Source organism: Thermosynechococcus sp. HY213, assembly GCF_031460975.1.
Classification (GTDB): Bacteria; Cyanobacteriota; Cyanobacteriia; order Thermosynechococcales; family Thermosynechococcaceae; genus Thermosynechococcus.
In genome coordinates this window covers 53,414-74,808 of record NZ_JAVKVB010000011.1, presented here as the reverse complement: position 1 = coordinate 74,808, position 21,395 = coordinate 53,414, and the positions used below count along the sequence as shown (strand labels likewise).

The window sequence follows — 21,395 nt, the reverse complement described above, 5'->3', positions numbered from 1 at the left end:
ACATCCTAACCTACGCCGGTTGTACCAGATTTTCAAGGCCATCCACCACCTTAGCCGAGAGAATTTTATCCCCTTGGCGCAGTTGCCGCAGGGTTTCTTCTCCCTCCACGACATAGCCAAAGACGGCATAGCGACCATCCAAAAGGTTCAGTCCTGCGGGGGTCAACTCCGGTTCAAAGAGCAAAAAGAAAAACTGCGAGGAACCACCATTGGGATCATCACTGGGTCGGGCTAAGGCAACGGTGCCATAGGCAGCAAACGGCAGCACAGGATGTTCGAGGTAACGACCCGCATCCTCAAGGGTGATGCCATAGAGGGGATACTTGTCGCCCTCCACCAGAATTTCAAGGGGAATGGCACGGTATTGGTTCGTTTCTGGATTAATAAAGCCCACCTCTGGCCCTGGGGGATCTCCTGCTTGCAGCACATAGGATTCCTCAGCACGGGTAAAGGGGAGGCCATCGTAGAAGTGGCGTTGTACTAAATCCACAAAGTTGCCGGCGGTCAGGGGGGCACTGTAACCATCGACAACAATCGTCAGGTTCCCCTTAGTGGTTTCCATTTCCACGGTGGCACGGCCCAGCAATCGCGGCAGGTGCTCGTAGCCCTTGGGAGGCGTATAGCTCACGTTTTGTACCATCATGGCCTCCAAGTCCCCCACTTTGTCGAGGGCAGCGGCTTTAGCGGGCAAGAGTTGGCTGCGATCTTTGGCTTTGGCGGCTTCCTGAAGTGTATCGAGGGAGGTCTCTAACTCCGCCAAGAGGGTTTTGGCCGCCTCCTGTTTCTCGGCAGGGATACTTTTGAGCAGTTCATCGGCGCGATCGCGAACAATGGCTTTCGCCTTGCTGATGTTACTGGCAATTTTTGACCACTGTTTGCCCCGCACCCAAAAAGAGATTTGTTCTAGATCCTTTTGCAGTTCTCGTACCGTTGGATTGTCAATCGGTAAGGCCCAACGGAGCAGCGCTTTGGGATCAGTAATGGCATTCCCTTGGGGCAGGGCAGCAATTAATGAATGATCAACAGGCAGCGCGATCGCCAGTGGCGGCAGCAGGAAGGTTTCCAACCAGAGGAGCAGTATCACCAAAACAGCAAGCCAGCGTTTGCGTCGTTTCACCGTTTCTTCCCATGACCGTCTCCCCCCAGTGTATCGGACAGGGCGATCGCCCTCCAAGGGGGAGCTTTTCATTTTTATTTCATTTTCTTGAAGCTTCTGTGTTAGGCTGAGAATTATGAAAGGATTATGAAAATGGAAAATGCAATGCGGCAACTGAGTTGGTTATTGGTGGGAGTACTCGTAGTGGGGGGATGTGCCGCTCTTGCGCCTGAGCAGCGGGAAACAACTGGTCAAATGCAAACCGACAGGGATGAACGCCCCTTGGTGCTGACCACGTTTACAGTCCTTGCGGATATGGCACAAGCGGTGGCGGGCGATCGCCTGCGGGTGGAGTCACTCATTAAAGCGGGAGCGGAAGTCCACGGCTATGAATTCACTCCTAGTGACCTTGTGCGGGGACAGGAAGCTGCCCTCATTTTAGAAAATGGCCTTGGCCTCGAACGCTGGGGCGATCGCTTCTACAACAGCCTACCGAATGTGCCCCGCGTCACGCTCACAGAGGGGATTACCCCCATTCCCATTCAAGAGGATGCCTACCGCGGACAACCCAACCCCCATGCTTGGATGTCACCCCAAAATGCCCTGATTTATGTTGACAACATTCGCAAAGCGCTCACAGACCTCGATCCTGCTGGCGCGGAGATCTATGCCGCCAACGCCGCAGCCTATAAAGCCCAAATTCGCGCCCTTGATCAAGAGCTACGTCAAGCCCTAGCAGCCCTCCCCGCCAACAAACGCTACATCGTCACCTGTGAAGGTGCCTTCTCCTACCTAGCGCGGGACTATGACCTTGAGGAAGTGTATCTCTGGCCTGTGAATGCCGATGAGGAAGGGACGCCGCGACAAATGACACGGGTGATTGACATTGTGCGACGGCAACAGATTCCCGCTGTCTTTTGCGAAAGTACGGTTAATGCCGGTCCGCAACAACAGGTGGCGCGGGAGTCTGGCGCCACATTTGGCGGCATTTTCTATGTGGATTCCCTATCGTCCCCTGAGGGCAATGCCCCCACCTATCTTGAGCTCCTGCGCTACAACATCCACACCCTGATTCGCGGTCTCACCGGGAGGACAGCCTCATGATTTCTAGCCCTGCCATTGATTTACAAGATGTGACGGTGGCCTATCATCGCCATCTTGCCCTCCATGGGGCAACGCTGCAACTGCCCGCCGGCACGATCTGTGGGGTGGTGGGCATGAATGGGGCGGGTAAATCCACCCTTTTCAAGGCCATCATGGGGTTTGTCAAGCCGATCCGAGGTCAGGTGCGCATTCATGGCTTACCCCGACAGCAGGTACAACGGCAGTCCTTGGTGGCCTATGTCCCCCAGAGTGAAGATGTGGACTGGCAGTTTCCGCTGCGGGTTTGGGATGTCGTGATGATGGGGCGCTATGGCAAAATGAACTGGCTGCGCCAACCAACCGCGCGCGATCGCCAGCGGGTACGGGAAAGTCTAGAACAGGTGGAATTGTGGCCCTTGCGGCACCGCCAAATTGGCGAACTCTCCGGCGGACAAAAGAAGCGAATGTTCCTTGCCCGCGCCTTTGCCCAAGAAGCACAGGTGTTGCTCTTGGATGAACCCTTTGCGGGTGTGGATGTAAAAACGGAGAAACTGATTATTGATCTCCTCATGGCGGAGCGGGAGAAGGGGCACACGATTCTCATCTCCACCCACGATCTCTCCTCGATTACCACCTTTTGTGATCAGGTGGTGCTGGTGAACCGCAGCATCCTAGCCTATGGCCGCACCAGTGAGGTCTTTACCCCTGAAAATCTCGCGCGAGCCTTCGAGGGATCCCTGCGGATCCCCCGCCGCTGTGACTAGCCCCGACGAATCGGCGTACCACAGGGATAGGTGGCTACAGGTGCTGCAGGGGGCAGGTCTTTCACCTTGTGCTGAAGTTGCGCTTGCAGGTAGAGCTGCTGCAGGCGTTCGACCATTTCGCCGCGGCGATCGTAGAGGCGTTTGAGGGGACGGGGTTGACAACGATTGAGGCAGTAGGCGGTAAGGATGGGAAGAGCGATCGTGCTATCGGTGTAGCAGACTACGGTATCCCGCAACCCTTGGGGATCCACCTTGCCCCAACTGACGGCTTCACTGGGCACAGCGCCCGAGAGGCCACCCGTATCCGGCCGCGCATCGGTAATCTGAATAAAGTAATCGTGCCCCCGTTCCTCTAATCCCAAAACCTCGTGGATCTGTGGCTGGGTTTGCAGCAGGAAGTTTTTCGGACTCCCGCCACCAATAATGAGAGCGGCGCTCTTACCATTTCCTTCAGCGGCTTCGCGGGCAAAGTAGGCAATCGCAGCGGTTTCATTGACATCAATGGCGGGGTCAATGATCAGTTTCGACCCTTCGAGGGCTATCGCCGCCACATTCATACCAATGGAGCTATCACCGGGGGAGGAGGTGTAAATGGGCACCCCACACTCATAGGCCGTGGCCAAGAGACAGGAATGGGTTTGTCCCCGCTGCACTTCCAGTTCGCGGACATAGCGCCCTAGGTGATAGTGAAACTCGGCGGTGCCCATGCGGCGTTGGAAGGTTTCACTGCGCAGCACTTGCCGCAAAAACGCATCGGTTTCAAGGAGCACATCGTAGTCAAAGATAATGTCATAGATGCGGATTTTGCTTTCCTTGCGCAGTTGCACATCATCGACAAAAGGATGCGCCGCATAGAGATCCATGCCGAGGGCATAGTGAATATCGTGGTAGAGGTTTGCTCCAGTACTGATGATGTAATCAATAAACCCAGCGCGCACCAAAGGCGCCAGAGCCGAGATTCCCAAACCCGCAGGCGTCATCGCCCCTGAGAGGCTCAGACCAACCGTCACTTCTGGCCGAAACACCCGTTGGCTCAACAATTGGCAAATTTCCCGTAGCCGTGCTGAGTTATAGGCGGTGAAGTATTTATCAATGAGTTCTGTCAGGCTGATATTATCGGGAATGGGAGCAGGGGTAATGGGGGTAGCAAATGCAGACATCGGTCGTTCCTCGCAAGCTAATTCCACAGCAGGCGCGGCCGCTCAGGCGGGAACTACCCCAACCATAGCATTGCTTAACCCGCTGAGGGGTGTTTCATGATTTTGAATAGCTAAAAACTTAAAGTGCCGTAACAGGGCGGAACGTGCTCAACACTTCTGATCGACCCAGTTCACAACGGTGTGAACCTCCAGTTGCAGGCCGATCAGCTCATACTCGGTCCTTCGCAATTATCCACAACCGAGAGTGCAGGGATGGCTGCTCGCCGTTGGCGCAACCCCATTTCGAGATACCAAGTGGTGATGTTGGGATAGCCCATCAACGTCAATTGTTTCACTGTTGACAAGTCCCATGCCCTTACATTACGAGATCACTATAACACTTCATTACCTAATTTGCCGTGCGCCGTGCCTATTATGTTTTTGGTACTTGTTTCACCGTCTTCCTCATTCTCTACCTCTTGCGAGGAACCGGTTGGCTGACGATGCTGCCGGGAGGAATTTTCTTAATCCTTGCCATGGCCAGTTGGTTGACGGGACTTTGGTCGCTGCTCACCTTCTTGAAGCAGCGCTATTGACGCTTGGATAGCCTCGCTCTATAAGGCCACCGCTAGTTGCGGGGATTCTAGGGGCAGCGGTTGCAGGGGGACGGTCGTTGGTGTACTTGGCAATAGGGCGGTACGAAACTGGGGTGAGTTTCCATGCCAAAACTCGGCCATAAAGGCAGTGGCGTTGTTGGTAACGACATTGACCACAGGATGCAAGCCCAAAAACATGCCGCCAAAGGTAACGGCTAAATTGGGTAGAGAAATCAAGGCAACATTTTGATAGGTGCGCTCTAGGGCATCGCGGGCAATGGCCATGCCACGGCCAAGGGCAGACCAGTCGCCATCCAAGAGAACGACCACTTTGGCATTGGGGGCAAAGGTAGGGGGCTGCCAGCGAATCGGTAGCCATGTGGCTTCAGGACAGGAGCAGGTGTCACCAAAGCTAATCCAACCCACCCGCCGCCGCTTACCCACGAGGTAGGCCTGCAGATCGGTGAGGCGATCGCTCGTCAGATCTGTGGTGCCCTCAAGGGGCGAGCCTTGATCTTGCAGCAGATAGATATGAAGGCCAAGGTGTCGCAATTGCTGAATCAGGATTTGTGCCCGTTGGGGCTGGGGAAGACCTGCGCGCGCATCAATCACCAAGCTCTCTAGTTGTGCCAGTTGCTCTAAAGTACCAGCGGTGGGTAAATAGATCCCCTGTTGCACAGCAAATACCTGCGCCGAGAGCATTACCGTCCGCAGCGACAGTTGCACACCACTGCCAAAGTCAAATTGTAGGGGGGCGATCGCTGGCCCATAGGCTCCCGTAGCCAACCAGAGGGCACCACTGAGGGCAAGGGTTGGCAGCACCGCATGGCGCGCAAATTCCCCCTGTTGGTGGGCAAGGGCACTGTCATAGACCGGTTCAGTGTGTAGCAGATCTGTAATGAGACCAAGGCGCGTTTGCCAACCGGTGCGCATCACCCGCAGCTGGACTTGTCCTGTCAGGATTTGACAGCCGGCATAGAGAGCATCGCCAGGACGACACACCCACACCTGTCGCGAGAATTCAAAATGGGCAGGCTCCACTTCCGCCAATCCAGCAACAACACTGCCATCTACGGGCACAACATCCCCCGGCCGCAGCCACAGGAGATCTCCCACTTGTAACTCCTGACTTTCAATCGTCAGGGAATGTCCTTGGCGTTCCACCGTCAGGTGTTCGTAGTGAGCCATCAAGACACTGGGATATCGATGCAACTGTTGTCGTCGCTGGCGATCGCGCACATCTGCCCGTACCCCCACTAGGGCAGTCTTCAAGGCAGGCGCTAAGAACTGGCCATTGACGGTATGCAGTGCCATCCAGAGGCTATCGAGCAAATCCACATTCGGGGGATGCCCCTGACGCATCTGATGCCCCACCCGCTGAAACCACGGCCAAGCACTGGCCAAGACCGTTGCCCCAACCACCGCGAAGGGCAATTCCAAGGGCACACTGAGGAGCGAGACCCCCAAGGCCACCAAGGGCAGACCCAAGCGTTCCCAATCGGTTTCAAGGCGAGCATCGGCCTCGACTTGTGCTTCGTAATCTTCAAGGGCGATCGCATCCGCAGGAGCCGCACTCTCCGGCAAGGGCTGCGGCATGGCCACCATGGCTTGCTGAAAACAGTGATTCAAACTTTCATAGACCGCCGCTTCATGGAGCAAATGGGGTTGATACTCCACCACCACCGTTGCCGCTTGGGGATTGAGCCGTACCCGCTCGACAATGGCCAAAGACTCCAGCAACTGCACCAATAACTCTCCGTAGGCCGAATCTCGCTGCACACGCGGCACCCGAAATCGCACCCGTCCTGTTGTGGCGTGGACAATTTGCTGCTCCATCAACGCTCCCATGAAGTTCAATCAAGACAGGTGACGCACCGTTTCTCGTGTGGCGTAATCCATAAAGCCATAGGCTAATGTTTCCAAAATCATTTCCCACCCTTCAGGTCTCGACAAATCAATACCTCTAACATCTACGATATAGATTGGATTTCCCTCTCGATCAAAAGCAATTGTATTTTCTTTTTCTGCGAAAATTATTTTCGGTGTTAGGCATCCTGTTACTTTTAATTTGTAGCCCGCTTTTTCACATATTTCCTCAAGTGTATAAATCATTTCATAGGAGTAACACCTTTTCTCATATTTTGGCGGTGGTATAAAAACGCGATATAGTTTTCTCATACTTCTAAATCGAGCAAAATTTGACTATTTTTCTGTGTTGACTTACGTAATGCACTTGCTTGTTGAGAATTGTTTTTGCACATTTCTAGATACTTTGAATTATCACTAATTGCCAATTTAATGAGTTTTATTTTTTCTTGATTTAAGTAGTTTTTCAAAATATCAATTCTTGGATTTTTCATCATGTTTAAGATGCGAATAATATCTCGCTTATCTTTATCGCCTTTTGATGAATGAAACCTGTCAGAATAAGCATCTAACTTAAGAATTAATAGATGCTCTAAACACGCACAGGGCAGATTATCAATAACTATTTTTTCTGCATTGACCTCACAAAAGGGTATAGCGAGATGATTATTTCTTTCAACATAGACATCAAATTCCCATCCATTCTTAATGAGCTGATACTTATTTAAGCGCCGGTTTGGTGTGATCTCTTCCAAATCTCGTAAATCTGCAAAATCAATAAGGGAGATGTAGAAGTCTCCATCATGACTGCTTTCAGCAAGATGCAATAGACCTTGGGATTTGCTATGCAGATAAACTGCGATTCCGCCAATAAAAATCGCACCGTCAGGGAACAGTTCAGCTAATTCTTGGCTGGTTTTAAGCAGTTCGTCCATCAGAAGCTTGCCAAAGGTTGTGGTCGTAATCGTACGCTGAGTAAGTCTACCTGTACGATAGCAAACTTGAGTCAAGCCACAAAGTTTTCCAAATAGCCTGTCAATCAGGAGACCATATCAGAAGGCTGTAGATCACTTCCTAGGTTAGAGGGGAGCACCTGAGATCAAAAACGAGCCATTGTCGCTTGACAAATCAAAGTCATAACGATTACACTTTAGGAAGTAAGGTTATGTAGAGGACTCCACCATGCTACCCAACCGTGAAGGGCAACGTGTTCCCGAAGTCACCTTTCGCACCCGTGAAGGCGATCAATGGGTCAATGTCACCACCAATGATTTGTTCAATGGCAAAACCGTTGTTGTGTTTGCTTTGCCGGGCGCTTTCACCCCTACCTGTTCTTCAACCCATCTCCCCGGCTACAACGAATTAGCACCCCTATTTCGTAACTGTGGCGTGGATGATATCCTCTGCATTTCCGTGAATGATGCCTTTGTCATGAATGAGTGGGGCAAAACCCAGCAAGCCGAGAATGTGCGCCTCATTCCCGATGGTAATGGTGAGTTTACCGCCGGTATGGGAATGCTTGTTGATAAGGAAGACCTTGGCTTTGGCAAGCGCTCTTGGCGTTATTCAATGCTGGTGAAGGATGGCGTCATCGAGAAAATGTTCATTGAACCCGAAGAACCCGGCGACCCCTTTAAGGTCTCGGATGCGGAAACGATGCTCTGCTACCTCAACCCCAGCTACAAGCGGCAATGTGTTTCTCTCTTTACAAAGCGGGGCTGTCCCTACTGCGCCAACGCCAAAACCATGCTGGCGCAAAAGGGCATTCACTACGATGAGATTGTCATCGGTGAGGGGGCTAGCCTGCGATCGCTCCAAGCAGTGACAGGGGCAACAACGGTTCCTCAAGTCTTTATTGACGGCCAATACATTGGCGGTTCGGAGGCACTGGCAGAGTACCTAGCGACCAATTGTTAAGGATCTTCGCTAAAGCAGCGGCAGGCAAGGATTTCACCCAAAAATGGAGAATGAACTGCCTGCATCCCCGCCATCTATGACAAAGCCACGCTTTTGGACACGCTTTTTCCTGTGCCTGTTGTTCGCTTTTTTACTGGTGGTGGGGCAGGCACAGTGGCCTTCAATGGCGCAAGATGCCCAAGTACCCCCAGCGGCGGCTGAGATTCAGGAATACCCAGTGATCCTCGATGGCGAAGTTTTGTTTGAGGTGCGTGAAGGCATTGGCTCCTTTACCCCCGAGGAACGGGCGGCAGCGATTCAACGCCGTATCCTGCAAGTGGCAGAGGATGAAGATATTCCCGTTGAGAGCATTACCATCAAAAGAGTGGGCGATCGCGACAATGTCAGCGTGGTTCAAGACAACCGCCCGCTCGTCACCATTACAAAAGCCGATGTGGGCGATCGCCTAGAAACGCAAGAAGAAATAGCGATTGAACTCGCCCAGCGCATTCGTGAGGCCATTACCCGTTATCGCCAAGATCGCGTTCCCCAAAACCTGCTCAAAAATACTGTTTTTGCAGTTTTAACAACGATTCTCACCCTGATCCTCTGTTCAGTGATTATTCGCATCTCCGGTAAGATTTTCCCGCCGGTAAGCCGCTGGGGTGGCGAGCGGATTCCCCCTTTACGCCTGCAAAATTTTGAGATTATTTCTCAGGAAACGGTTGAGCTTTGGCTATTGCGGATATTGCAGTTTACGCGGTTGGCGCTGCTGCTATTTATCCTCTATCTGTACCTGACGTTTGTTTTCAGTCTCTTTCCTTGGACACGCGCCTTTGGCAAGAATTTTCTCAATCACTTCTTGGGTTCCCTTGAATTTATTCTCACGAGTATTGGCAACTATCTGCCTAATCTGGTGGCGATCGCCGTCATTGTGGCTATCACCTACTACATCTTGAAAGGGGTGCGGTCGATTTTTTATGCCCTTGAAACCGAGCGTTTGGTCATTCCGGGCTTCTACACCGATTGGGCAAAACCCACCTACAACCTGCTGCAAATTTTAATTATTGCTTTGGCGGCAGTCGTTGTCTTTCCCTACTTACCCGGCTTTGACTCCCCAGCCTTCCGAGGTATTTCTGTGTTTTTGGGGATTCTCTTTTCCTTGGGTTCCACCTCGGCGATCGCCAACGTGGTGGGTGGCGTCATTCTCATCTATACTCGCTCCTTTCAGGTGGGCGACCTCATTCAAATCGGCGATGTTAAGGGGATTGTGGTACAAAAAACGCTCCTTGTCACCCGTATTTGTGCCTTCAATAATCAAGTGATTACAGTTCCCAACTCGTCACTGCTCAACAGCACAGTCATCAATTACGCTGTAGCCATTCGGGAAATGGGTCAGCCCTTGATTTTGCAAACTACGATTACCCTTGGCTATGATGTCCCTTGGCGCGACGTTTATGCAGCCATGATTGAGGCGGGTCGCCGCACTACAAACATCCTCAATGATCCTGCCCCCTTTGTGTTGCAAATTGCCCTCAATGACTACCACATCGCCTATGAGCTGAATGTTTACACCCGTAACTGGAAGGGGCTACGCTATACCATTTCTGAATTGCATCAAAACCTCCAAGACGCCTGCAACGAAGCGGGTATCGAAATCATGTCACCAAGCTACTTGGCACTGCGGGATGGCAACACCAGCACGATTCCCAGCAACTACTTAGGGGATGACTATCTCCCCCCCGGCTTCCGCATTACGCTACCGAAATAGCTCAAGTCATTGAATCCGTTAACAAACTCTAAAACTGGATGGCAATCCCAAAAATCCTGTGCTAGAATCAAGCAAAATTGCTAGTTGTACTTCACTGCTACCATGGAAATCTCTAGTCTTTTGGAGGCTGCTCTCGAACACCTCAAGGCTGTAGATACTGCTGTTAACCAGATTACTAAACGCGATCCACAAATTCTTAACCAGCCTCACTTACAGGCAATACTCCAACAGTTTTACGATACCTACACCGAAGCCAAAGAACGGCTAGAACATCCCACCTTTCGCATTGCTACTATTGGCACTACATCTTCAGGTAAATCTACCCTTGTTAATGCCCTTATTGGTCGTAGAATTGCGCCAATTGAAGCACAGCAAATGAGTGCAGGAATTTTACGCATTCATCACAGCCTTCAAAATAGATTAGTCATTAATCCCACGATTGGTTGGCAAAACCTCACTGATGAGGATATCTACAGTAAGATTAAGGAGTGCATGACTCGTTACCATGAAAGAAAAAAAGTAGAGTCCGACCTTCCCTTCCCTGAAATTGAGGTCTATTGCCCAATTTTGCCAGTCATAGATCGCTTAAAAATTGGACTACCAGAGAGCGTGAACATCGAAATTCTTGACCTACCTGGCTTGGAATCAATTAACGATCAAAAAAACTTAAAGCTTATTCAGGATACCATCAAAGGCTGCTTTAGTATCGTTACAATTAATTATCAAGAAACAGATAGTGATAAACAGGAAACGCTTCTTAAAGAATTAAAAGACATTGTAGAGTGGTTTGGGGGAGACCCCAAAATGATGATTTTCATTCTAAATAAGATAGATAGCCGTACGAGTGAAGACGACTCAATAGAAAAGCGCATTCAGAACTTGAAGGCACAAATACAAACAACCCTAGGGCTAGGCACACCACCTGAAATCATTCCAATGACAGCACTATTCCTCTACTATGCACAGCTAATTCATGCTTACTCAGAATCAGCCTATCAATTGGATATTCTAGAAAACCTGCTGCATGATTGTGCAAACATTTTTACAAGAGAAGAAAAATATAATGAAGAAATAGCTAATTTCTATGATGATCTAAGACGGAAATCTCGTCGTAAAACAGCACTTACATCAGAAGAATCTAAAAAACTTTTAGACTATGCCTTGAATATAAGTGGCAGCAAGATATTTTGGCAAACTTTAAGTAAATACTGTCAGTCATCATTTCGGCAAAGTGTTCTTGCACCCATTTTATTAGATTTCATTAACAAATCTAAAAATCTTCAAGCAGAGATAGGTACTGCTCTTGAAATTAAACGTAAAATCTCAATTGAAGAAATTGAAGAAGAAAAGCAAGAAATCGAAACCAAACAGAAAGAAATTCAAAAAAAGATAGAAGAAACTTTTGAAGAATTCAGTAACAAACTAAATCAGTTAAGTAATGTGATGATATCTAAAAGTACTGAAACTGAAAAAAGAAGCAAGATAAAAGAGTTAAGACTTCCTGAGCAGTGTCAAGGAAATGTTACTAAAACAATTGACTTTCCAAGTGAAGTCAAGACAGATCTATCAATTGAAATTTTAAGTCCTGTAAATCAATACTTGAGAGGCTCTAGAAATTATGATAGCCATAGTTTACCTAAGTCATACGATAATTTAAGGCAAATTCTTCAACCCCATCTATTCAATCGTGTTCTTCAAAATTGCCAAAACCTTAGTGAAGTTATTGACAAAAGCATCGATATTCTAATTAATGTTTTAGATGCGGATGACAACACAAAAAATCAAATAATTAACCAAGTAGAGGAGGCAATTGAGGGAGCTATTATTGTACTTAATTTTGATATAGAAGAAGCTTGTCAAGAACGAACTAGGTTTCTCATTCAAGCCCATCGCTCCACTCTTGAAAACTTTGCTAACTCCTACAGCCAAATTACTCTTGATAACTTGATCCATAAAATAAATGAAATTTTACCTCAATTGAGTATTGCAGAACGTATTAAGACTAGTATTGAAGCTGCTCGATCTTATCCTAATGTAGATGATCTTTTGAAAAACTTGTCAATAGCCAAAAGAATATCTATCCCTATTTCCAATCTTAAAGACACGGGGGAAGCTGCTGCAGGCGGTGCATTCTTGGCAGGAATGACTGGGGCTTTACTAGGTCTAATCTTTGGCCTTACAACTGCAGGGGTTGGTGCAGCTATTGGGTTTGGCTTAGGTGCAGCAGCTGGCTCTAGTATTGATCGTGACAATAGAATAAAAGAAATCAAAGATTTAAAACTAACAATTATTAACAAGCTTTATGAAAATTGGGAATCATCATTAGGGGCGTCTGAATTTAACAATAAAGTTGTTGAAGCGATCACAAGATGGGTTACAGCAATAATAGATGACTTAAGAGAAAGGATTCAAGAAACAGTAAAACAAGTTTCCGAAACATCAATAGAATACTTAGATAGCCAACGTCATGAAATAGAGCAAAAAAGACAAAAAAATGAAGATGAGTTAGATTACTTAAATCAGCAGAATAATTTGATAATTGATAATCTGACTAAATTAAAGAAAATAGCTGGGGTTGAATCTGTGTAATCTGAGTTTAGCTTATCTACTGTCTTATGAAGGTTAAGGGTATGAATTTTTTCAGTTTTAGTCTCAATCTTTTAGTGATTAGTGCAGGTGTAGTATTAGTTTTAGTTGCTGGGAGTATTTTATTAGATATCATAAAAAACAACTTGCCTTCTGAAAGAAATCTATTTCTGATTTTAGCAATTCGCGAATCAGATCGTAAATTTATTGAGAATATTAGTAAATCTCTAGATAAGCAAAGTTGCAACCTTCTCCTTCGGAAAGTGAAATATATCTATAGCTGTTCTAACCAAGATTGCGATATAATTTGGACAAATAAAAAAATAATAAATGAAAAAGACTGTAGGGAAACAGATTTCTTTTTAGTCAAAATCAAGCTAGATCCTAGTGTTTCCTCGATTGATTTCAGAAATAAAGCAAAAAGCTTGATTGATTTAGAAGAAGCACTTTCTCAGTTAGTTGGTAATGCAACGGTAGAAGAGATTTCAAAAGCAGTTGATCCTGAAATCATTGATCGGTACTTTACTAAGGTAGGGTAACATCATACAATTTCCGCTCACAGTCACTTTTGACGTTACTCCAGACATTCTGAATGGGCTTTTTAGTGGTGAGTTGCTACGCACAGGAGGAGTGATCTGTGAGGCTGCAATGGGTCAAATTGCCAAACACTTGAGTCACAACTGTTACTGAAGCAAGGTTCCCTAGCAGTGGTTCAAGAAGCGCACGAGCGCACGCTCTTCTTCAGGAGCAGATACCTCAGTGTCGAGAAATCGTTCAGCAGTGGTGCTTAGCGCTGCTTCCTACAGAGCGACCTCAACTCTACAGGGCCTATGCCTACCAAGCACCACAGTTCCAAAAGGAAATTCCAGCCGAGAGGGTGCAGCGACTCCTGCGCCTTTCCCCCCAAGATAATGCACTTACACCCCAACAGCGCTACAACCATGAACGGGATGTGAGAGTTGAGTTTGCGATGACCTATTTTGGACAACTGCCACCGTCATGGTTCCAGACTCAGATTGCCTATGCAGAATTCCTCGACTGGCTACTTGCTAGGCTAGGCTTAGGTAATGTTTAGAGCAGCGGATCATGAGTCTTCTTGGCAATATCATTTGGTTGATCTTTGGCGGCTTCCTGACGGGCATTGGCTATATGCTGGGCGGTGTGACGCTGTGCCTGACGATCATTGGCATTCCCTTTGGGATTAAAGCGATTCAACTGGGTTGGAGTGCTCTATTGCCCTTTGGAAAGCAAATTGTTGAAGCGCCCGATGCCAACAGCACCCTAACGATGATCTTTAATATCCTGTGGCTTTTGGTTGTGGGCTGGGGCATTGCCCTCAATCACCTCTTTTGGGGGTTGCTCTTGGCGGTGACGATTATTGGCCTGCCCTTTGCGCAGCAGCATTTCAAGCTGATGATTTTAGGATTACTGCCCTTTGGCCGTGAGTTGAAGTGATTACCAGTAATGGGGGGCTAGGGTGCCCCCTCGATGCTTACGCAAGCTTCAATTGCTGCAACGCAGACTGAAGCGGAAACAGATTGGGTCAGCCAACTGGAAGAAGATTCAACAGAAAGTGGCAAAGCTGCATGAACAGATTGCCCGCACCCGCAGGGACTTTCACTAGCGGGATGAGCGTCACTTGAGGATGCCAAAGTAGTAGGCGGCAACCAAGAAGTTAATGGCCAACAGCAGCACAGCCCAAAAGGTACGGAAAGCGTAGGTGGGTTTTGCAGATTTTGTTGCCATAGTTGACATCCTCTGGATAGGAAACGGCAATCCTATTATACGCCGATAGTCTCCTGTATGCCGAGGGCGACGTGATATACTGCAAATCAAACCTAGCCGCGAGCTAGACTGCCTAGGGTATCAAAAAATAATCTAAAGCCCAAGATTGGTCTAAAGGTTGCTAGAGTATATTTTTAAGGCTACAGATTCGTTATAAGGGTTCTGTTTATGTCCAGTGCATTGTCCGTTACAGATACCACCTTTGAAGAAGAAGTATTAAATAGTGATATTCCTGTACTGGTGGACTTTTGGGCGCCTTGGTGTGGACCCTGTCGCATGGTGGCTCCCGTTGTTGACGAAATTGCCAATGAGTATCAGGGCAGGGTCAAGGTTGTCAAGGTGAATACCGATGAAAACTCTAAGGTGGCCACCGACTACGGTATTCGCAGTATCCCAACACTGATGATTTTCAAGGGCGGTCAAAAGGTGGATATTTTGGTGGGTGCAGTACCCAAAACCAAAATTGAAGCAACCCTTGCCCAGTTCCTCTAAGCTGGATACGCCCCTACTGCTATGGTTCCTGTTGAGCCAGCGATCGTCATCCATGTCAATGGCACTCCTTGCACCCTGAGGCGATCGCTCTCGATTCTAGAACTCTGTGACCTGCTCAACATTCACCCCCGCCTTGTTGCCATTGAATACAATGGTGAGATTTTACATCGGCAGTTTTGGGAAACCACTTATGTGCAGGCGGGCGATCGCTTGGAAATTGTCACGATTGTCGGTGGCGGCTGATGCGCGGGTGGCGATGGCCTCTAATTGCGCTACTGGTTTGTCTATGCACCCTCAGCCTCGGAAGCTGTGCTGGCCTAATTACGCCGCGTGGCAACCAATTGGTGACCGCCGTCACCTCAGACCCAAAAACCTTTAACTATGCCCTGAGCCAAGAGTCCCCCAATGTCTTTAGCTACCTTTATACAGGGTTAATTCAAGAAAATGGCCTCACGGGTGAGCTGGAGCCAGCCCTCGCTGAATCTTGGCAAATTAAGCCTGAAACCCTCGAGATTGTCTTTCAACTCAAGCCGAATCTGAAATGGTCGGATGGGATGCCCCTCACCAGTGAGGATGTGGTCTTCACCTACAATGAGATCTATTTCAATCCTGAGATTCCCACCAGTAGCCGCGATATTCTCCGTATTGGCCAGAAGGGGCTGCTGCCCGAAGTGACCGCCCAAGGCGATCGCCAAGTGACGTTTAAGCTCCCTGAACCCTTTGCGCCGTTTTTACGCAATACTGGCTTGCCGATTTTACCCGCCCATCTGCTGCGGCAAGCGGTACGAGAACGGGATAGCCAAGGGCGATTGAAGTTTTTGTCCATGTGGGGAACTGATACGGATCCGCGGCAGATTGTGGGGAATGGCCCTTTTGTCATGGATCGCTATGTGAATAGCCAGCGGTTGATTTTTCGGCGCAATCCCTTCTACTGGCGATCGCCCCTGCCCCATCTGGAACGCTTTATTTGGCAAATTGTGGAATCCACCGACACCGCCATGCTGCAATTTCGCTCGGGCGGTCTGGATCTATTTGCCGTCACCCCTGAGATGTTTTCCCTCCTCAAGCGGGAAGAAAAGCGCGGCCAGTTTCGCATCTACAACAGTGGGCCGAGTCCCAATACCCTTTTCCTTTCCTTTAATCTCAATCGCGGTCGCCGCAATGGCAAGCCCCTTGTGGATCCCGTGAAGTCCGAGTGGTTTAACGATGTGCGGTTCCGTCAGGCAGTGGCCTATGCCCTCGATCGCCAGCGGATGATTAACAACATCTACCAAGGCCTAGGGGCGCCCCAACATTCCACCATTCCCGTACAAAGCCCCTTTTACTTCTCCCCAGAGCAGGGACTGCCCACCTACCGTTACGATGTGGCCAAAGCCAAGGCATTACTGCAAGAGGCAGGCTTCCGCTACGACAATCAAGGTCGCCTCTTTGACGCTCAAGGGAACCGCGTCCGCTTTTCACTGATTACCAATGCGGGCAACAAAATCCGTGAGGCGATAGCGACACAAATTCAGCAGGACTTGGGGGCGATCGGCATGCAGGTGGATCTGCAATTTTTGGCCTTTGGCACCCTCGTGGATCGTCTCTCCAATTCCCTAGAGTGGGAAGCCCATATCCTCGGTTTTACGGGGGGTGGCAATGAACCCAATAGCGGTGCCAATATCTGGCGCGTGGATGGCCTTTTGCATACGTTCAATCAGCAACCGGCACCCAACCAACCGCCGATCACGGGTCGAGTGGTGGCCGACTGGGAGCAGCGCATTAGTGATCTCTATGTGCAGGGAGCACAGGAACTCAATCTAGAACGCCGCAAGCAAATCTACGCCGAAGCCCAGCGGCTGGCTCAGGAATATCTCCCCTTTATCTACTTGGTGAATCCCCTCTCCCTCACGGCTTTTCGCAATCATGTGGTGGGCGCGAATCCCACGGCGCTGGGGGGTGCCCTGTGGAATCTCGATGAACTGAAAGTGGAAATGGCAGCCATGGATTAGGCCTCTTCGGGTTTGGTCTCCGGTGGCACTTCGGTTCGGTTGTCTGCGGCTAACTGTACCTTGGCCTGTTGCCATAGGGCTTCCAGTTCTTCTAGGGTGTAAGTTTCAAGGGGGCGATCGATGGCCGCCTCAATACACTCCAAGCGTTGGATAAAGCGTTGGTAGGTTTGTTGCAGGGCATTCACAGGATCTAGTTGGCACCAGCGGGCAAGGTTAATCACACTAAAGAGCAGGTCTCCCAATTCCGCAGCCTGTTGCTCGGCATTCCCTTGCAAAAGGGCCTCCTGAAACTCCGCCAGCTCCTCGTAAAATTTCTCCCATGCACCGCTAATGGTTGGCCAATCTAGGCCAGCGCGACTGGCTCGCTCACCAATTTTCATACCCGCCATCAGGGGGGGCAGGGTACGGGCATAGCGTTGCAGCTTTTGACTCAGGGGGAGGCGGTCTTCAGTCCCTTTTTCAGCCGCTTTGATTTGCTCCCATTGATCGCGCACCTCTTGCGCAGTGGTGAGTGCCACTTCACCAAAGACATGGGGATGGCGGCGGATCAGCTTATCGGTAATCCCTTGAATAACTTGGGCGAGGGTAAATTGATCGGCTTCTTGAGCCAGTTGACTCTGGAGCACGACTTGCAGCAATAGGTCTCCCAATTCTTCGGCGATCGCCCCGGTGTCTCCCTCTTGAAGGGCATGGACAACTTCATAGGCCTCCTCAAGAACGTAGGGAATGAGGGTGGTGGGTGTTTGCTGCAAATCCCAAGGGCAGCCTCGCTCAGGATGGCGCAGTTCTCGAACCACGTCAATCAAGCGTTGAAATTGAATCAGTGCCTCTGGTAGGGGGGGTGGCACATACAGTTGTAGCGGGCAGGTGGCCTCTGTTAGTTCTGCCAATTCGCCAAGGGTGAGGAGTGTGCTCTGGTGTTGGGCGTCAATGAGTGTCAAGGGTGTCTCTAAAGGCCAGTGGTGGCGGAGGTGGTGTGCTAAGCGGTGGGCGATCGCCAGCGTCGGAATCTCCGTAATCAGACCCCCTTCAGGCAATTCTGTTGCTTCTGCCAAGACAGTTGCCGCCGACAAAACAGTTAAGGACATGGCCATAGGCGCAATCACTGGACGCTGCATCACGATTGTTTGCCTATCATCGCCAATTTCCTGATGTTCTTGCTAGGGGTCTCCTAAATGTTGCCCGTCAGGTGGCTGCCCTTAGGGTCAATTGAAAGGAGATAAACTAAGTGTAACGAAACATTTCTTTAGGCTAATCATGGCAGATTTTCTGTTGCGAGCAACGGCTGCGGCTGAAGGCATCCGTGCCGTGGGCGTCATTACCACTCAACTCACCGATGAAGCCCGCCAACGCCACCAACTCTCCTACGTTGCCACGGCTGCTTTGGGACGAACCATGGCCGCTGGCTTAATTCTCGCCTCTAGTTTCAAACAGCCCCAAGCACGGGTGAATGTGCGCATTCAAGGCAATGGCCCCCTAGGAACGGTTTTCGCGGATGCGGGTGCCGATGGCACGGTTCGCGGCTATGTGCAGTATCCCAGTGTTGAACTGCCCCCCAATGCCAAGGGCAAACTGGACGTGGGTGCGGCAGTGGGGCGTCAGGGGTATCTCTACGTCATCCACGATCTTGGCTACGGCTATCCCTATTCCAGTACGGTGGAGCTTGTCTCCGGGGAAATTGCCGAAGATGTCACCTACTACCTCGCCACTTCAGAGCAAACCCCCTCAGCCCTGATGTTAGGCGTTTTTGTTGAAGAGGCCGGGGTGACTGCCGCCGGTGGGTTGATGTTACAGGTGCTACCCAAAGCTGCCAATGATGAACACCTGATCGCCACCCTTGAAGAACGGGTGGCCAATCTCAAGGGCTTTACACCCCTGCTACAGGCGGGGCGGACACTGCCAGATATCTTTCAGGAACTCCTTGGGGATATGGACTTGCAACTCTTGCCCCAACGGCAAATGGTGCGCTTCCACTGTGGCTGTTCCCATGAACGGATGCTAGCGGCACTCAAGCTCCTAGGGGAGGCAGAATTAAAGGATATTCTAGCCACAGAGGCGAAGGCGGAAGCCACCTGTCAGTTCTGTAATGCTGTCTATTGGGCGGATCAGCCGATGTTGGAACAGTTGATTGCGGAGTTGGCCACTGCCTCAGTCTAAACCCTTGTTTCTGAGGAGTTTGCGTCATGTCCAGTGTGGTTGCGACTGCCCAACCCCCGTTGCATTTTCTCCCCCAGCGGTTTAGCTATCCAGTTTGGTGGACGGCGGCACGGCTCCTGCCCTTTTACATCCGCTACGGCCTTGGTCTCAATCGGGTGGAAGGGGTGAATGTCGAGACCCTTGCCCGTTATTACGAGCAGTTTCAGCGGGGACAGGTGCGGCTCCTCATTGCCTTTCGCCATCCTTGTACGGATGATCCTTTGGTGATGGGCTATTTGATGTGGCATCTATTGCCGCAAACAGCACGGCGGCTGGGCATTCGCTTGCGTCACCCCACGAATGGTTATTTTCTCTACGATCGCGGGATTCCCCTCTGGGCAGGGGAGCAAATTGGTTGGCTCTTCTCACGGTTGGGGGGGATTTCCATCATGCGCGGCAAGCTCGATAGCCAAGCCCTGCGATCGGCACGGGAGTTACTCTTGGAGGGACGATTTCCCCTAGCAGCAGCGCCGGAGGGGGCAACGAATGAACACAATGAACTGGTCGCACCTTTAGAGCCGGGCGTGGCACAACTGGGATTTTGGTGTCTGGAAGATTTGACGAAGGCGGGGCGATCGCTCCCTGTGGTCATTCTCCCCGTTGGCATTCAGTACAGCCTCAGTCAGCCCTCTTGGGAACGCATGGCCATGCTGATGGCACAACTGGAGAACCGCCTTGGCTGCCCCACCAATTCTCAGAGTACCGAACCGCAGGACCTCTACCGCCGCCTGCTCAATTTAGCGATGCACCTGCTGGATCGCCTAGAGACCTTTTATGCCACGTCCTACCGCCAAGATTTTCCCGAACTGCCCCCCTTTGACTCCCCCAATGCCGAATTGGCAGCACGGATTCAGCGACTCCTCAACAGTGCCCTTGTAGTGGCAGAGTCCTACTTTGGTCTTAAGGCCAGTGAAGATTTTGTGAGTCGCTGCCGACGGATTGAACAGGCCGCTTGGGAACGGATGTTTCGCGGTGATTTGGCACAACTGTCTGCCGTAGAGCGCTGTTTAGCCGATTGGTTGGCCGAGGAAGCCAATGTGCGATTACGTCATATGCGTCTTGCGGAGCGATTTACCTCGATTACGGGTAGCTATATCCGTGAGAAATTCACGATTGATCGCTTTGCCGATGTGGCACTGATCCTCTGGCGGACGTTTGATTGGTTAGAGGGAAAAAGCCCCAATGTGAATCGCTTGGTGGGCTTGCGGCAGGTGCGCCTCAGTGTCGGAGACCCCCTCAATTTAGAGAGCTATTGGCCGCTGTATCGTCGCGATCGCCAAGGGGCACGACAGGCCGTTAAGGAAGTCACTGACCAGATTCGCCAGCAATTTGAAGCGCTAATTGTGCCTACGGATTCTTAGAGGGATTCAAGCCAAACACAGGAGCGATCGCCCCTCTTGAAGCTGCTGCAGTGCCCTCAAAAGATCACTCGTCAGTTCTTGGGCAGCACTTTTGGGGTGGGTAACATTGTAATTGCCCGTACTCAAGGGAGCACCAATGATCACCTTGACCTCGCTTCCCCACTGCGGATAGGGCTGAGCATAATCGAGTAAAATCGGCAGAATCTGGATCGCTTCTTGACAGCGCTGAGCTGCCTGAAGGGCTAAACGCGCCAAGCCCGGCTTTAGGGGATGAATCTGGCGATCGCGAAAGATATTGCCCTCAGGAAAGACCACCAAGGCCTGTCCCCGCCGCAGGAGTTCCACACCTGTCCGCAAGGCACTCACCGAAGGCGCTTGGGTATTGACGGGAAAACCACCACACTGACCAATTACCCAGCCTTGCAGTCCCAGCATTTCATCGTGGGAGACCATGTAGTAGAGGTCGCGTCCACTCACCCGCCGTCCCGTCACATAGGGAATAATGAGCGCATCCCAACGGGAACGATGGGTGGGTGCCAAGATCACGGGCCCCCTTTTGGGTATCTGCTCCTGCCCTTGCACCTCAAGGGTACGAAAATAGCGCCGCAGGACAATATCCCCCACCAGACGGTACATCAGGGGAGTGAGGAGAGGCGAAATGTGGGGGAATGAAGACTTGACAGAATCTAGCATCAGGCGTGAAGAGTGAACCGGCTGTGACACACAAAGACTAGCCTCGGGCGATCGCCCCAATCTGGCTAGGGATGGCGAAC

Annotated in this window: 22 protein-coding genes; 13 read left to right on the top strand and 9 right to left on the bottom strand. The window is 50.4% G+C overall.

Going from position 1 to position 21,395, the window contains the following annotated elements:
• Window positions 1–10 precede the first annotated feature (10 nt).
• On the bottom strand, window positions 11–1,189 hold the full coding sequence (locus tag RHK62_RS05710) for a peptidylprolyl isomerase (RefSeq protein ID WP_310453430.1): 1,179 nt from the start codon (window positions 1,187–1,189) through the stop codon (window positions 11–13).
• 60 nt (window positions 1,190–1,249) lie between these two features.
• Between RHK62_RS05710 and RHK62_RS05705 the strand changes: the two genes are divergently transcribed.
• Both RHK62_RS05705 and RHK62_RS05700 read left to right on the top strand, forming a co-directional pair.
• Window positions 1,250–2,200 carry a metal ABC transporter substrate-binding protein gene (locus RHK62_RS05705; RefSeq protein ID WP_310453429.1) on the top strand — a complete coding sequence of 317 codons (951 nt, stop codon included), beginning with the start codon at window positions 1,250–1,252 and terminating at the stop codon, window positions 2,198–2,200.
• The gene (locus RHK62_RS05700) at window positions 2,197–2,943 is read left to right on the top strand and encodes a metal ABC transporter ATP-binding protein (protein ID WP_302679049.1); all 747 of its coding nucleotides are present in this window, start codon (window positions 2,197–2,199) and stop codon (window positions 2,941–2,943) included. Before RHK62_RS05705 ends, RHK62_RS05700 begins: the two co-directional genes overlap by 4 nt.
• Here RHK62_RS05700 and speY read toward each other — a convergent pair.
• Together speY and RHK62_RS05690 are read right to left on the bottom strand one after the other, a co-directional pair.
• Window positions 2,940–4,103 carry a homospermidine biosynthesis protein gene (speY, locus tag RHK62_RS05695; RefSeq protein WP_286649814.1) on the bottom strand — a complete coding sequence of 388 codons (1,164 nt, stop codon included), beginning with the start codon at window positions 4,101–4,103 and terminating at the stop codon, window positions 2,940–2,942. The genes RHK62_RS05700 and speY overlap by 4 nt on opposite strands.
• Window positions 4,104–4,306: 203 nt before the next feature.
• Entirely contained in the window at window positions 4,307–4,438 is a 132-nt protein-coding gene (locus RHK62_RS05690; protein ID WP_255451698.1) for a hypothetical protein, read from the bottom strand.
• Window positions 4,439–4,501: 63 nt separating this feature from the next.
• Here RHK62_RS05690 and RHK62_RS05685 point away from each other — a divergent pair, with 63 nt between their 5' ends.
• Window positions 4,502–4,678, top strand: coding sequence for a hypothetical protein (locus RHK62_RS05685; protein ID WP_302679048.1), 177 nt, complete (start codon window positions 4,502–4,504; stop codon window positions 4,676–4,678).
• A gap of 18 nt (window positions 4,679–4,696) precedes the next feature.
• Here RHK62_RS05685 and RHK62_RS05680 read toward each other — a convergent pair whose 3' ends face one another.
• The 3 genes from RHK62_RS05680 to RHK62_RS05670 form a co-directional block, all read right to left on the bottom strand.
• A complete protein-coding gene (locus RHK62_RS05680) occupies window positions 4,697–6,514 on the bottom strand; it encodes an HMA2 domain-containing protein (RefSeq protein ID WP_310438423.1) in 1,818 nt (605 codons plus the stop codon).
• A gap of 21 nt (window positions 6,515–6,535) precedes the next feature.
• Window positions 6,536–6,790, bottom strand: a complete 255-nt coding sequence (locus RHK62_RS05675; RefSeq protein WP_206201399.1) for a hypothetical protein — start codon at window positions 6,788–6,790, stop codon at window positions 6,536–6,538.
• Window positions 6,791–6,852: 62 nt separating this feature from the next.
• Window positions 6,853–7,479, bottom strand: a complete 627-nt coding sequence (locus RHK62_RS05670) for a hypothetical protein (protein ID WP_310453428.1) — start codon at window positions 7,477–7,479, stop codon at window positions 6,853–6,855.
• 247 nt (window positions 7,480–7,726) lie between these two features.
• Here RHK62_RS05670 and RHK62_RS05665 point away from each other — a divergent pair, with 247 nt between their 5' ends.
• The 5 genes from RHK62_RS05665 (at window position 7,727) to RHK62_RS05645 (ending at window position 14,252) form a co-directional block, all read left to right on the top strand.
• Window positions 7,727–8,461, top strand: coding sequence for a glutathione peroxidase (locus tag RHK62_RS05665; RefSeq protein ID WP_302679045.1), 735 nt, complete (start codon window positions 7,727–7,729; stop codon window positions 8,459–8,461).
• A 76-nt stretch (window positions 8,462–8,537) separates the two neighbouring features.
• Window positions 8,538–10,211 (top strand): mechanosensitive ion channel family protein, encoded by a 1,674-nt coding sequence (locus RHK62_RS05660; RefSeq protein WP_310453427.1) that lies wholly within the window; start codon window positions 8,538–8,540, stop codon window positions 10,209–10,211.
• A gap of 102 nt (window positions 10,212–10,313) precedes the next feature.
• On the top strand, window positions 10,314–12,800 hold the full coding sequence (locus RHK62_RS05655; protein ID WP_302679043.1) for a dynamin family protein: 2,487 nt from the start codon (window positions 10,314–10,316) through the stop codon (window positions 12,798–12,800).
• Window positions 12,801–12,841: 41 nt separating this feature from the next.
• A complete protein-coding gene (locus RHK62_RS05650; protein ID WP_302679042.1) occupies window positions 12,842–13,336 on the top strand; it encodes a hypothetical protein in 495 nt (164 codons plus the stop codon).
• A gap of 547 nt (window positions 13,337–13,883) precedes the next feature.
• Window positions 13,884–14,252 (top strand): YccF domain-containing protein, encoded by a 369-nt coding sequence (locus RHK62_RS05645; RefSeq protein WP_206201395.1) that lies wholly within the window; start codon window positions 13,884–13,886, stop codon window positions 14,250–14,252.
• Window positions 14,253–14,432: 180 nt separating this feature from the next.
• Here RHK62_RS05645 and psaX read toward each other — a convergent pair whose 3' ends face one another.
• Window positions 14,433–14,543: a photosystem I protein PsaX gene (gene psaX / locus RHK62_RS05640; protein ID WP_081711791.1), complete on the bottom strand. Its 111-nt coding sequence runs from the start codon at window positions 14,541–14,543 to the stop codon at window positions 14,433–14,435.
• Between the two features lie 207 nt (window positions 14,544–14,750).
• Here psaX and trxA point away from each other — a divergent pair, with 207 nt between their 5' ends.
• From trxA to RHK62_RS05625, 3 genes are read left to right on the top strand one after another with little or no spacing between them, the layout of a single operon-like run.
• Window positions 14,751–15,074 (top strand): thioredoxin, encoded by a 324-nt coding sequence (gene trxA, locus RHK62_RS05635; RefSeq protein ID WP_310438425.1) that lies wholly within the window; start codon window positions 14,751–14,753, stop codon window positions 15,072–15,074.
• A gap of 21 nt (window positions 15,075–15,095) precedes the next feature.
• Window positions 15,096–15,317, top strand: a complete 222-nt coding sequence (thiS, locus tag RHK62_RS05630) for a sulfur carrier protein ThiS (RefSeq protein ID WP_310438426.1) — start codon at window positions 15,096–15,098, stop codon at window positions 15,315–15,317.
• The gene (locus RHK62_RS05625) at window positions 15,317–17,065 is read left to right on the top strand and encodes an ABC transporter substrate-binding protein (protein ID WP_302679040.1); all 1,749 of its coding nucleotides are present in this window, start codon (window positions 15,317–15,319) and stop codon (window positions 17,063–17,065) included. Before thiS ends, RHK62_RS05625 begins: the two co-directional genes overlap by 1 nt.
• Here the strand turns inward: RHK62_RS05625 and mazG are convergent.
• Window positions 17,062–18,183, bottom strand: coding sequence for a nucleoside triphosphate pyrophosphohydrolase (mazG, locus tag RHK62_RS05620; RefSeq protein WP_310453522.1), 1,122 nt, complete (start codon window positions 18,181–18,183; stop codon window positions 17,062–17,064). The genes RHK62_RS05625 and mazG overlap by 4 nt on opposite strands.
• A 139-nt stretch (window positions 18,184–18,322) precedes the next feature.
• On the opposite strand from mazG, the gene hslO reads away from it, so the two are divergent.
• Both hslO and RHK62_RS05610 read left to right on the top strand, forming a co-directional pair.
• On the top strand, window positions 18,323–19,222 hold the full coding sequence (hslO, locus tag RHK62_RS05615) for an Hsp33 family molecular chaperone HslO (RefSeq protein WP_206201392.1): 900 nt from the start codon (window positions 18,323–18,325) through the stop codon (window positions 19,220–19,222).
• A 26-nt stretch (window positions 19,223–19,248) separates the two neighbouring features.
• Window positions 19,249–20,622, top strand: coding sequence for a 1-acyl-sn-glycerol-3-phosphate acyltransferase (locus tag RHK62_RS05610; protein WP_206201391.1), 1,374 nt, complete (start codon window positions 19,249–19,251; stop codon window positions 20,620–20,622).
• A 6-nt stretch (window positions 20,623–20,628) separates the two neighbouring features.
• Here the strand turns inward: RHK62_RS05610 and RHK62_RS05605 are convergent, their stop codons facing one another.
• Entirely contained in the window at window positions 20,629–21,315 is a 687-nt protein-coding gene (locus tag RHK62_RS05605; RefSeq protein ID WP_302679039.1) for a 1-acyl-sn-glycerol-3-phosphate acyltransferase, read from the bottom strand.
• Window positions 21,316–21,395 lie beyond the last annotated feature (80 nt).